General features: G+C 40.4%; 13 protein-coding genes and 1 pseudogene. 7 read left to right on the top strand and 7 right to left on the bottom strand.

The window, feature by feature from the left end; genetic code table 11:
* Window positions 1–47: 47 nt before the first annotated feature.
* The 3 genes from G1O98_RS32170 (at window position 48) to trmFO (ending at window position 2,784) form a co-directional block, all read left to right on the top strand.
* A complete protein-coding gene (locus G1O98_RS32170) occupies window positions 48–497 on the top strand; it encodes an Rpn family recombination-promoting nuclease/putative transposase (protein ID WP_275941815.1) in 450 nt (149 codons plus the stop codon).
* A gap of 116 nt (window positions 498–613) precedes the next feature.
* Complete coding sequence (locus G1O98_RS32165) at window positions 614–1,309, top strand: Uma2 family endonuclease (protein ID WP_163937025.1); 696 nt, start codon at window positions 614–616, stop codon at window positions 1,307–1,309.
* Between the two features lie 158 nt (window positions 1,310–1,467).
* Window positions 1,468–2,784: an FADH(2)-oxidizing methylenetetrahydrofolate--tRNA-(uracil(54)-C(5))-methyltransferase TrmFO gene (gene trmFO, locus G1O98_RS32160; RefSeq protein ID WP_163937021.1), complete on the top strand. Its 1,317-nt coding sequence runs from the start codon at window positions 1,468–1,470 to the stop codon at window positions 2,782–2,784.
* 79 nt (window positions 2,785–2,863) lie between these two features.
* Here the strand turns inward: trmFO and G1O98_RS32155 are convergent.
* Together G1O98_RS32155 and G1O98_RS32150 are read right to left on the bottom strand one after the other, a co-directional pair.
* Window positions 2,864–3,730 (bottom strand): annotated as a pseudogene (locus G1O98_RS32155) (DHH family phosphoesterase); the annotation flags it as partial.
* Window positions 3,731–3,813: 83 nt separating this feature from the next.
* A complete protein-coding gene (locus G1O98_RS32150; protein ID WP_163937018.1) occupies window positions 3,814–4,239 on the bottom strand; it encodes a hypothetical protein in 426 nt (141 codons plus the stop codon).
* A gap of 252 nt (window positions 4,240–4,491) precedes the next feature.
* On the opposite strand from G1O98_RS32150, the gene G1O98_RS32145 reads away from it, so the two are divergent.
* On the top strand, window positions 4,492–4,743 hold the full coding sequence (locus tag G1O98_RS32145; RefSeq protein ID WP_073645131.1) for a UPF0175 family protein: 252 nt from the start codon (window positions 4,492–4,494) through the stop codon (window positions 4,741–4,743).
* Between the two features lie 28 nt (window positions 4,744–4,771).
* Window positions 4,772–4,972, top strand: a complete 201-nt coding sequence (locus tag G1O98_RS32140) for a DUF3368 domain-containing protein (RefSeq protein ID WP_243458608.1) — start codon at window positions 4,772–4,774, stop codon at window positions 4,970–4,972.
* A 196-nt stretch (window positions 4,973–5,168) separates the two neighbouring features.
* On the opposite strand, the gene pstB is transcribed toward G1O98_RS32140, so the two are convergent.
* From pstB to G1O98_RS32115, 5 genes are all read right to left on the bottom strand, one after another.
* Complete coding sequence (pstB, locus tag G1O98_RS32135; protein ID WP_163937015.1) at window positions 5,169–5,999, bottom strand: phosphate ABC transporter ATP-binding protein PstB; 831 nt, start codon at window positions 5,997–5,999, stop codon at window positions 5,169–5,171.
* Window positions 6,000–6,050: 51 nt separating this feature from the next.
* On the bottom strand, window positions 6,051–6,950 hold the full coding sequence (gene pstA / locus G1O98_RS32130; protein WP_163937011.1) for a phosphate ABC transporter permease PstA: 900 nt from the start codon (window positions 6,948–6,950) through the stop codon (window positions 6,051–6,053).
* A 6-nt stretch (window positions 6,951–6,956) separates the two neighbouring features.
* Window positions 6,957–7,898 carry a phosphate ABC transporter permease subunit PstC gene (gene pstC, locus G1O98_RS32125; protein WP_163937008.1) on the bottom strand — a complete coding sequence of 314 codons (942 nt, stop codon included), beginning with the start codon at window positions 7,896–7,898 and terminating at the stop codon, window positions 6,957–6,959.
* A 49-nt stretch (window positions 7,899–7,947) separates the two neighbouring features.
* Window positions 7,948–8,949 carry a PstS family phosphate ABC transporter substrate-binding protein gene (locus tag G1O98_RS32120; protein ID WP_163937004.1) on the bottom strand — a complete coding sequence of 334 codons (1,002 nt, stop codon included), beginning with the start codon at window positions 8,947–8,949 and terminating at the stop codon, window positions 7,948–7,950.
* Between the two features lie 69 nt (window positions 8,950–9,018).
* Complete coding sequence (locus G1O98_RS32115; RefSeq protein WP_163937001.1) at window positions 9,019–10,176, bottom strand: sulfate ABC transporter substrate-binding protein; 1,158 nt, start codon at window positions 10,174–10,176, stop codon at window positions 9,019–9,021.
* Between the two features lie 505 nt (window positions 10,177–10,681).
* On the opposite strand from G1O98_RS32115, the gene G1O98_RS32110 reads away from it, so the two are divergent.
* Entirely contained in the window at window positions 10,682–10,897 is a 216-nt protein-coding gene (locus G1O98_RS32110; protein ID WP_163936997.1) for a hypothetical protein, read from the top strand.
* A gap of 7 nt (window positions 10,898–10,904) precedes the next feature.
* Entirely contained in the window at window positions 10,905–11,330 is a 426-nt protein-coding gene (locus G1O98_RS32105; protein WP_163936993.1) for a type II toxin-antitoxin system VapC family toxin, read from the top strand.
* Window positions 11,331–11,558: the final 228 nt, after the last annotated feature.

Genomic DNA, 11,558 nt, shown 5'->3' with positions numbered 1-11,558 from the left:
CGATTGAATATGCTTTCATGAAAAGATAATATTTTTATTCTTACCAACTGTACCTCATATCAGCAGGAAGTGCTGTAATTTACTTGGATGAACTAGGTGAAGCTGCATCACTACCAATAGGTATTGCTACCCTAAAATTAGTAATTGAAAATGAAGATACAACTATTACTACCGCAAGAGAACTAATTAACCGTACTAAACAAGCGGTAAATTTGCAACTACCACAAAAACAATTACTAGAATTAATAGAGACAATCTTAGTTTATAAACTGCCTAACATAAGTCGAGAGGAGATAGAAGCAATGTTTGGGCTAAGTGAGTTGAAACAAACACGGGTTTATCAAGAAGGTAAACAAGAAGGTCGTTTTGAGGCAAAGTTAGAAGCTGTACCTAAACTGCTAGCACTAGGTTTAAGTGCAGAACAGATATCACAGGCGTTAGATTTGAATGTTGCACAAGTCCAGCAAGCACTACAGCAAACGTCTCTCAATGAATAAATTCAGACAACCGATGTTTGACGACAAGCCTTTTTGCGTCTAAGCATTTTAGATTAACGCGATCGCCATCTCAACTAGAAATATCAGCTAAAAACCCCATACTTGGAGATGCAGCAATGGTACAACAAGTTACACCAGAAACCACCATCGAAGTCATCTACCCAGAAAGCGACGGACAGCCAATGGCGGATAATACAGAACAATTTGCATGGATTGTCAAAATCAAAGAAAATTTAGAAATTTTATTTGCATCACAATCTGATGTATTTATCGCCGGGGATTTGTTTTGGTATCCAGTTAAAGGAAGCCCGAATATTAAACAAGCGCCGGATACAATGGTAATCTTTGGCAGACCAAAAGGAAAACGGGGTTCCTATTTACAATGGGATGAAGATAATATCCCCCCACAGGTAGTATTTGAAATACTATCGCCAGGTAACACCCTTAAAGAAATGACCAAAAAATTGCAGTTTTACCAGCGTTACGGTGTGGAAGAATATTATATTTACGATCCAGCTAAGAACGATTTAAATGGCTTGCTCGGTTCTGGAGATAGTTTTGAAGTCATTGAAGAGATGAATGGCTGGGTAAGTCCGCGTTTGGGAATCCGTTTTACATTAACACCGGATACTTTGGAAATTGTTTCTCCCACCGGACAAAAGTTTTTGTCACCTGTAGAAATTGACCAGTTACGCGAACAAGAACGCCAAGCAAAGGAAGCGGCTTTACAAGAATTAGAAAAAGAGCGCGATCGCTATCAAGAATTGTTAGCTAAACTCAAAGAAAAGGGAATTGATACAGATAATTTATAATTTTTTGAAGGTTACATAGAATACAGGCATAGCAGAAATTATCTGGTGTTGTTGCTACACCATGTTTTACGCTGATTGTATAGTCAGCATGACTTTTTATTTAATTTACTTCTGTGATGCTGATAGATACTTATAATACAGGAATTAAAAATTTAACTATGGAACAACAACCGATACAAGTAATTGGAGGTGGACTAGCTGGGACAGAAGCAGCGTGGCAAATAGCCCAAGCTGGAGTACCGGTAATTCTCCATGAAATGCGTCCAAAACGCTTTAGCCCTGCTCATCATACAGAACATTTGGCAGAATTAGTCTGTAGTAATTCCTTTGGGGCAATGGCTAGCGATCGCGCGGCGGGATTATTGCACGAAGAATTACGCCAACTGGGTTCTATTGTCATCTCGAAAGCTGATGAACACGCCGTCCCTGCGGGAGGGGCGCTAGCGGTAGACAGAGGACAATTTGGGCAAGACTTGACTCAAACTTTAGCCAGCCATCCTTTAATCGAATTTCGTCGGGGTGAAGTGTCTGCGATTCCTGAAGGAATTGTGGTTTTGGCAACTGGGCCTTTAACCAGTCCCGACTTAGCCGAAGATTTGCAGCGCTTTACGGGGATGGAATACCTCAGCTTTTTCGATGCGGCTAGTCCGATAATTGTAGGAGAATCGATTAACCGTGACGTTGCTTTTATGGCATCACGTTATGACAAAGGTGAAGCCGCTTATCTCAACTGCCCAATGAATAAAGAGCAGTATTTGCACTTTCGAGAAGAACTTTGTAAAGCGGAACAAACAGAACTCAAAGGTTTTGAACGGGAAACAGCGAAATTTTTTGAAGCTTGTTTACCCATTGAAGAACTAGCACAGCGTGGCGAAGATACCATGCGCTACGGCCCCCTAAAGCCAGTAGGATTGTCAGATACTCGCACTGGGGAACGTCCTTATGCTGTAGTGCAGTTGCGACAAGAAGACAAAGCCGGTCAACTGTGGAATATGGTAGGATTCCAAACTAATCTGCGTTGGGGTGAGCAAAAGCGGATATTTCAGCTAATTCCCAGTTTGGAAAAGGCGGAGTTTGTGCGGTTGGGAGTGATGCACCGCAACACTTTTATTAATGCCCCTCAGTTAATGCATCCTACTTTGCAATTTAAAGAGCGTCCGACGTTGTTAGCTGCTGGACAGTTGATTGGTACTGAAGGCTATACTGCGGCGGCTGCGGGTGGCTGCTTGGCGGGAATTAATGCAGCACGGCTAGCTTTGGGTAAAGAAGCTTTAGTTTTGCCACCAACAACAATGATGGGTGCGTTATTGGAATTTATTAGTTCCGCTTCGCCGAAGCATTTCCAACCAATGCCGCCCAACTTTGGGATTTTTCCCGAATTGGGTGCGAAAATCAAAAGTAAACAAGAGCGTTACGGACGTTACCGCGATCGCTCTTTAACCGATCTAGCAACCTGGAAAGCTAATCAGAATTAATGGGAATTGGGAATTGGGAATTGGGCATTGGAAATTGGGTTATTAATTTTTCTCCCCCTGCTCCCCCTGCTCCCTCATCTCCCCTCGCTTGCACGCCACCTACCTGAATCAAAGCCTGTACCCCAGCTAAGTTGGATTTGGGTAAATGCTGTAAACCACGTTTCACCCAACGGCGATTTACACCAGTTAAGGGAGCTAAATCTGCGATCGTTCCTAGTGTAAACAGTGCTAGCATCGGCTGGATCAATCCCTTCGTCTCGCCTAGCTGTTGTGCTAAAGACACTGCCAAAATATAGGCAACACCAACACCAGCAACACCCCTATAGGGTGAGGATTCTGCTATTAGCTTAGGGTTGAGGATAGCATTAGCTGGCGGTAATTTTTGGGGGATATCGTGGTGGTCGGTGATAATAACTGCAAGACCAAGTTCTCTAGCTCTAGCAACTGGTTCAAACGCAGAGATGCCATTATCTACAGTCAGAATTAATCCCACACCTTCGCTGTGAAATTCTTCAACTATGCGTTTATTGATACCGTAGCCTTCGTGCATCCGGCTGGGAATAGCATAATCTACCTGTGCGCCTAAAGTACGGAGACTACGCAAAAGTAGAGCCGTGCTGGTCATCCCATCAGCATCGTAGTCACCACAAATAGCAATTTTTGTTTGAGAAGCGATCGCATTTTGCAACAACTCCAAACTAATTGCCAAATCTGGGAAATCTTCTAACGGCGAAGGTAAAACTAAAGATTCTGGATTTAAAAATGCTTGTGCTTGTTTTGGTGTTTCCATACCCCGATTAATCAGCAATTGGCTGATAATGGGTGAAACATTGATCAAAACCGCCAGTTTTTGGGCAAATTCTGGTTTTTGTGGATAAATTTGCCACCGCTGATTAGGTAAGCGCCTGGTAGGTTTTGAGAATTCAGATACAGGTCTGTCTAGCACAATACAAGTTAGAATTTACTTAGTTATGAGTGTTGAATTGAAAGTTGTTTCTTAACTCATAACTAATAACATTAATTTGCTGTCTAAAACACGTTTATTCTACCATCATCCATAATATACAAAGAGCGATCGCCCGGAGAGCGCCAAGTCGGACGGAGTTCGAGCCGCAATGTGCCAAAGTTAGGTTTCGAGACAATTGCTTGTAGTGATAAACCTTTTTCGCTCCAAAATATCAGAGATGTATTTGGCTCCGTACCCTCTATTTGTTCTAAACTTAGTTTCTGCCCTGGACTCAAGGTCATTGCATCAGTCCCAGAGGGTTTTTGGATTTTGATGATGTTAGGCGTGCTATTTATCACTTCAACTCGGATGTGTTGCCCAGGTGTAAACTGAATTGGATGCGACCCACACTTAGAAGCACAAGTTCGAGCTAAGGTAGCACTGGGATTATTGATTGATGCTATTAAAACGGTAGCTGCAACTAAAGCAAATGACAGAGGCTTAAACATAATACACAGTATAAGTACTAAACTGAAATATTACTTCAATTTTGGACTATTAAGCCTCAGCATATTTTCCAGAATTAAGCTAATGCAAAGCAACATCAGCTCATCATTCATCGATAAGCGATTTAATCGTGATTTAGCCAGTCGTCGAGTTGTTGTTGAGTCACCACTGGGTGCGTCGCTTCGCTATGCTAATTGGACTGGTGTAAGCCATAATCAAGACAGAATTAGGAATCAGGAACACAGAAGTGAATCATGCACATCCTATCCCTTCATTATCCCGATGACTTACTTATTACCTCTGGTAAATCACCCCAAGCCTTAGAAGCAGAACTCACATTTTTGCTCGCAGTCAAACTATTTGAGCTACGCCGACTATCGCTTGGTAAAGCCGCCGCCTTTTGCAGCATGAACAAACCGCAGTTCATGTACGAACTAGGACGTTTGCAAATCCCTGTTATCAACTTAGATGATGACCAAATCGCCGACGAATTGCGCGATGATTAACTAGTCCACTCCAGATAGTACGGTACTTTTGGATGATGCTCAAGCACGAAGGGTTGCAGAACGCTTAGGAATTCGCCGGATAGGTACTCTTGGCATTTTGCGTAAGGCGAAAAAAGCAGGCTTGATTGTTGAGCTTAAAGTATATATTGAGCAGTTACGCACCAATGGAATTTATATCCGACCTAGCCTCATTGATGCAGTGCTACGGGATGTCGGAGAAATAGACTAATCGCGGGTTCAGATAAAACTCAAGCAAAATTTTTTGAGTGTTATGCAGCATAGGGTGATTCTTCTAAGCATTATAGATTGAGTCTGTAGTGCGATCGCTATTTTCGTGAGTCTGGTATCACAAAACAAAACCCTGTACAAAGTTTTACCTGATTGTACAAGGTTGTCTATTATCCTAGATACTTAGAACAAGCTCTTTAACCAAAACGTCCACTGATATAGTCTTCAGCTTCTTTAGTTTGAGGAGAACTGAACATTTGGGCTGTCGGATTAAATTCAACTAATTTGCCGCGACGTTTGCCATACTCGTCAATTTCTGTATTGAAGAAAGCTGTGAAATCTGCCACTCTGGAAGCTTGCTGCATATTGTGTGTCACCATGATGATGGTATATTGCTGCTTCAGTTCTAAGCAGAGTTCTTCTACTTGGCGGCTAGAAATTGGGTCGAGAGCAGAACATGGTTCATCCATCAATAATACATCTGGCTTCATTGCGATCGCACGGGCTATGCAAAGTCGTTGCTGCTGTCCGCCAGATAATGCAGTACCCTTCTCTTTGAGTTTGTCTTTGACTTCATCCCAGATAGCAGCACGTCTGAGGGAATCTTCCACCAATTCATCAATGTTACCTTTGTAACCGTTAGAACGCGGCCCAAAAGAAATATTTTCGTATATTGACTTGGGGAAAGGATTCGGTCTTTGAAAAACCATTCCGACTTGGCGGCGTAATTTGACAGAATTTATCTTAGGATCGTAAATATTGCGATCGCGATAATTCAGTCTACCCTCAACCCTAGCTCCAGGGATTAAATCATTCATCCGGTTGAAGCAACGCAATAACGTACTTTTACCACATCCTGAAGGCCCAATAAAAGCAATAATTTGTTTTTCAGGAATCTTAAGATAGACATCTAGAAGTGCCAGAAATCCGCTATAAAAAACCTTCACACCTTCAACATTGAATACGCTCTTTTCATAGTCGATTGTGGCACTATCTGATTGACTTCTACTATTATTGCTATAAGTCATTTTTCGGATCTCCTAATATTCGTGAATGTATCCAATTAGATATTTAATTAGCTAACGTATTGAGAAGCGTTGTCTAATATAAATTGCTACACCATTTAAAACTAAAATCAGAAGTAACAACGCAATAATTGTTGCTGCTGCTGCATCAGCAAAACCCGGTTCAGGACGAGTGATGTAACTGTAAATTTGAATGGGTAATGCCATAAATCTCTGAAACAAACCGGGATCAAAAGTGAGAAAACCCACAGCACCGACAACAATCAGAGAAGCTGCATCACCAATAGCGCGGGATACAGAGATAATCACTCCTGTCAAAATACCGGGAATAGCATAAGGTAAAACATGACTGCTGATAGTGCGCCATTTTGTAACACCTAATCCATAAGAAGCATTTCTCAGGGAATCGGGGACAGCGCGAATTGCTTCTCTAGAGGTGACAATAATTACTGGTAAAGACAACAAAGATAAAGTCAATGCACCAGAAATCAAAGCGGGGCCAAACCCAAGTAAATAATTGAAAACTCCTAAACCTAGCAATCCATAGACAATAGAAGGCACTCCCGCCAGATTACTGATATTAATCTCAATAATTGCTGTCCACCAAGCTTTCGGTGCATACTCTTCTAGATATAAAGCTGCTCCTACACCAATTGGTACAGTCACCAAAATTACAACAGTTCCTAAAAGAACACTGCTGATAATTGCAGGACGAATACCACCTTGGTCAGGAAAACGAGAAGGAGTTTCTGTGAGAAAACCGGGTGTTAAAAATCTGCCTAATCCGTCTTTAAAAATATCAAAAAGTAGCAATGCTAGGACAAATAAACCAATTAGCAATCCTAACAAAAAAAGTACTTCAAATACTTTGCCTAATGTCTCCCTACTCTCAACATTATCGGTAAATTCTATGGCAGAATCTAGAGAATCATCTTGTTGGTAACTTGTAGCCATACTTAGTTAATCGTATTTTTCTTTAAAGCGATTTGCAACCCAGTAACTAACAATATTCAAAGCTAGGGTAATTATAAACAGAACAGCACCTACAGCATATAATGTCTTGAAATTTAGACTACCACGTGGGCTATCTCCACCAGAAATTTGTGCCATGTAAGCTGTCATTGTTTCTATTGATTCCGCAAAATTAACAGTCAGCTTTGGCTGTAGTCCGGCAGCGATTAGGACAGTCATTGTTTCACCCACAGCGCGAGAAATACCCAATATAATTGAAGCGATGATTCCAGAAAGCGCGGCTGGTAGAACTACTTTAAAAATGGTTTCTAGTTTAGTTATACCTAAAGCATAAGATCCTTCTCGCAAAGAGCGTGGAACTGCTTTAATAGCATCTAAGCTGATAGAACCAACAGTAGGAGTAATCATTACGCCCATCATTAACCCTGCACTCAAAGCATTGAATATTTCCAGAGGGATAATATACCGCAACAATGGTGTGACAAACAACAGCGCAAAGTAACCATAGACTACTGTTGGTATTCCTGCTAAAAGTTCTACTGCTGGACGTAAAACTGCTGCTACTTTGGGTTGAGCATACTCACTTAAATAAATGGCCGAAGATAAACCCAAAGGAATAGCAACTGCCATCGCAATAGCTGTAGTCAAAAAAGTGCCATTAATCAAGGGCCAAACGCCAAAATGTCTATCTGCAAATAGAGGTGTCCATTTAGTATCAAGAAAAAATTCGGCAAAGGAAACTTCTTGGAAAAAACCAAATGTCTCTTGAAAGATAATTACGACAATACCAAAGGTAGTCAAAACAGAAACTAAAGCACAAGCAAATAAAATTACTGCAACAATCTTTTCAGAGATATCTTCAGATGGGTTTTTATCCAGTGACTGTCTAGATAGTAAATAAGGATCGTCTTGAGAATTGAGATTTTGCATAAATAGTTAAGTTTGAACTCTACTCCGACTACAATAACTGCAACTTTATTTAAATAAAGTTTGTGATTGGTTCACCTGGTTTTGCTTTTTTAAACTTTGTCCCAGTTTCACCCGTAGCAAATTTTTGTTTAACCTTGACGTAAGCTTCATCGGGTAGTGCCACATAACCAACACTATCTACCCACTTCCAAGAATTTTCTAGATAAAAGTCTACAAATTCTTTGACTGCTGGCTTGGTATCTAAAGACTTTTTGCTGACATAGATAAACAGGGGACGAGATAAAGGTGTGTAGATATTTTTGATGACATTATCTACTGGCACTGGTTTTTCGCACTTTCCAGTAGGACTTTCTACAGCGACCAAATTGAGTTTTTCTTGGTTTTGAATGTAGTAAGATATCCCGACGTAACCCAATGATGATACATCCCCGGATACTCCTTGTACTAAAAGGTTTTGATTGTGGCTGGGAGTGTAATCTGTACGGCCATTTTTGGCTTTTCCAGTAACAGCTTGAGTCATATAATCAAAGGTTCCAGTATCAGAAGCTGGAGCATACAGCTTCAGCTTTTGGTTAGGAAATTTGGGATTAACTTGATTCCAAGTTAAGATTTTCCCGTCTGATTTAGCACCCCAAATCTTACCCAGTTCCTTAATAGTTAGACATTTGACGAAGTTATTTTGACGGTTAGCAATCACAGCGATGCCATCTAAACCTATAGGCAACTCGACAAAATCAATATTTTTACTTTTACATTTTTTGATTTCTTCATCTCGAATGGTACGAGAAGCACCGGCAATATCAATATCACCATTACAAAATTTACTGAAACCACCACCAGTCCCACTTGAAGCAACGCTAACTTTTGCTTCAGGTTTAACTTTGCCGTATTCTTCTGCAACTGCTAAAGAAACAGGAAAACCTACAGCCGCACCATCAATACTCACTTGACTTTTTAATTCCTGTCCGCTATTACAAGCAGTGACACTGCTGGTAATCAGCATTAAAAAAGTGAGTGAAAAGCCATCTTTCAATCGGCTATGAAAACTCATAAATTATCAATTGAGGTAAAGTGATTGAGAATTATTTATATTTGGCTAGCTGCTAGAAAAATATAGATATTATGCTTTGCTGGCAGCTTGAACTTTGTCAAAAATTGCCCCATCGCCAAAAAACTTTTTCTGGATAATATCCCAACCGCCTAAATCTTGAGATGTAAATAAAGTTTCAATTGGCTGATATTGAGATGCTACTTCTTGCGTGACAGTGGGGTTAACAGGACGATATTGTAATTTAGCAAATTCTCGTTGAGCTTCTGTAGAGTAAAGAAAATCAACAAATGCTTGTGCAACTTCCCTTGTACCGTGTTTCTCAACGTTTTTATCAACTATGGCTACAGGATTATCAATGGAAATATTGACTTTGGGTACAATATAAGGCAACTTATTTCCATTTTTACCTGCTAAAATTACCTCATTCTCGTAGGTGATTAAGACATCACCCTGATTTTTTTGAAAAAATAAATCGCTAGCTTCACGGGCATCTTTCGTCAAAATGGGAGTATTTTTATAAACTCTAGTGACGTAATCTAATGCTGTGGCTTCGTCGCCTCCGTTTAGAGTGACCGAACCCCAAAAAGCTAAAAATTCCCAGATAGCAATACCAGAAGTTTTTGGGTTTGCCGCAATCACTTTCACGCCATCTTTTGCTAAGTCTGCCCAAGTATTTATACCTTTGGGATTACCTTCACGGGTAACGATCGCAGCAACCGATCTACTCACAATACCACTTCTGGGAGCTTTGGTTTCCCAACCTGATTTTATCAAACCTGCAAGAGCAATTTTGCTGACATCCAGAGGAAGCGCTAAATGTACTATATCTGCTTCTTGGGAACCAGCAATCACAGCCGCCGCTTGAGCTACAGAACCACCATAACTTTGCTCAAATGTGACGTTTTGGTTATGTTCTTGCTTCCATTTTTCGACAAATTTGGGGATTATCTGGTCATGAGCCGCTTTGGTGACAGAGAAAGACACAAGTTTCAACTTGACATCATTTTTGCTAGCTGAACTGCTTCCAGAGCAGGAGGCAACTGTTATACTCAAAAAAGCACCCACTAGAAACAGACTCACAAAGCTTTGCACAGTGTGTCTATTTAACCAATTTCTAATTGTGTCTTTATATGAGAGTTGTATGGTCTGTAATGCTTTCATGACATAAGACTGTATTCTCTCAATTAGCAATTTACTAAAATGTGTCGTTTGTTGCGACTTGCTCATCAGAATTCACCCCTAAATCTACGGTATTTCTAAGCAGATACCGTATTAGAGATTATAGGGTATATAGAATAATATTTATCATCTGACTTGGATTTTTTTTATAAGTAGCAATAGCAGGGTCTAAACTTTGCGTTCTGCCAAACTTCAAAAAGCTGATTTGTTTACAGCATACATACATTATTTTTGTATAGAATTGCCACAATAATTTATTATGAAGAATTGGGGGAAAGCTAAAAAAGTTTCTCGCTTTTGTCCCTAAAAGACTTCTCCCTGGTTTTACTACCCAAAACCTGTCCCTCTGCAAAGCTGTGAGGGAGAGAATTGAAGTTTAAAGAAGTTCGTCGCACTTACGTAACATTAGTTCAGTTGATGGCTGAGGTAATTATCGAAAATCGATATAATTCGTAAGATTGATATAAGTATCTTCACTAGTAATTCAGCCGTAGACTCTACTCGTATTATTACAACCAGCTTAGGATAGACTAAAAGCAATTTTTGCAAAATAATGGTAGAAAAAATCACAGCTGTGTTTAATGGCAAAGTCTTCTATCCGGCTGAAACGATCGCACTGCCAATCAATACCCGCGTGCGAATCAGTATCGAAATTTTACCGCCAAGCGAACACGAAACGGTGTCATTTCTGCAAACGGCGCGATCGCTCAACCTAGATGGGCCATCTGATTGGTCTAGCAATATAGATAAATATTTGTACAGTAAGTAAACTTCCCATGCATTCTGAAGTCTTTCTTGATACATCATTTGCCATTGCTTTATCTGCACCGAGCGATCGCTTACATGACCGAGCCTTACATCTGGCTAAAATGTTACAAGCGGCAGAAACTCGTTTGGTGACAACACAGGCGGTAATGTTGGAAATTGGCAATGCCTTATCCCAACAACCTTATCGTCAGGCGGCAATCATATTATTAAATTCTCTAGTAGCAGACTCCAAAGTAGAAATTGTCCCTCTCTCTCAAGAACTCTACGAACGTGCTTTTGAGCTATATCGGGAACGAACTGAGAAAGAATGGGGATTTGTGGATTGCGTATCTTTTATTGTGATGCAATATAGCGGAATCACTGAAGCACTGACTGCTGATGAGCATTTTCAACAAGCAGGATTTCGAGCATTACTGCGAGAAAATTTGCCTTAAGAGCCAATACGGTTCGGATCAGAATAATTGTCGTAGCACGATAAGCTTAATTTGAGGGTTGAATAATAGAATAGACATCTCCAAAAAACAATGTAGAGACGTTGAATTGCAACGTCTCTACAAGGGTTTTAGGTAACGCATAATTTTCTGGAGATGTCTAATGGTATTATTTGGGACTTTATAGTCTGTAGTAGTGTATCAAAATATTTGTTTACCCCACCCTAACCC

Source organism: Nostoc sp. UIC 10630, assembly GCF_010747425.1.
Classification (GTDB): domain Bacteria; phylum Cyanobacteriota; class Cyanobacteriia; order Cyanobacteriales; family Nostocaceae; genus Nostoc.
The sequence above is the reverse complement of the archived record's forward strand: the minus strand, read 5'-3'. Positions and strand labels throughout refer to the sequence as shown.

Bases quoted from the DNA above. Each gene is read 5' to 3' on its own strand.
- pstC (WP_163937008.1), bottom strand. From the start codon at position 7,898: ATGCAAAATCTCAATTCTCAAGACGATCCTTATTTACTATCTAGACAG.
- G1O98_RS32105 (WP_163936993.1), top strand. From the start codon at position 10,905: ATGCATTCTGAAGTCTTTCTTGATACATCATTTGCCATTGCTTTATCT.
- G1O98_RS32110 (WP_163936997.1), top strand. From the start codon at position 10,682: ATGGTAGAAAAAATCACAGCTGTGTTTAATGGCAAAGTCTTCTATCCG.
- pstB (WP_163937015.1), bottom strand. From the start codon at position 5,999: ATGACTTATAGCAATAATAGTAGAAGTCAATCAGATAGTGCCACAATC.
- trmFO (WP_163937021.1), top strand. From the start codon at position 1,468: ATGGAACAACAACCGATACAAGTAATTGGAGGTGGACTAGCTGGGACA.
- G1O98_RS32165 (WP_163937025.1), top strand. From the start codon at position 614: ATGGTACAACAAGTTACACCAGAAACCACCATCGAAGTCATCTACCCA.
- pstA (WP_163937011.1), bottom strand. From the start codon at position 6,950: ATGGCTACAAGTTACCAACAAGATGATTCTCTAGATTCTGCCATAGAA.
- G1O98_RS32145 (WP_073645131.1), top strand. From the start codon at position 4,492: ATGCACATCCTATCCCTTCATTATCCCGATGACTTACTTATTACCTCT.
- G1O98_RS32115 (WP_163937001.1), bottom strand. From the start codon at position 10,176: ATGAGCAAGTCGCAACAAACGACACATTTTAGTAAATTGCTAATTGAG.
- G1O98_RS32150 (WP_163937018.1), bottom strand. From the start codon at position 4,239: ATGTTTAAGCCTCTGTCATTTGCTTTAGTTGCAGCTACCGTTTTAATA.
- G1O98_RS32120 (WP_163937004.1), bottom strand. From the start codon at position 8,949: ATGAGTTTTCATAGCCGATTGAAAGATGGCTTTTCACTCACTTTTTTA.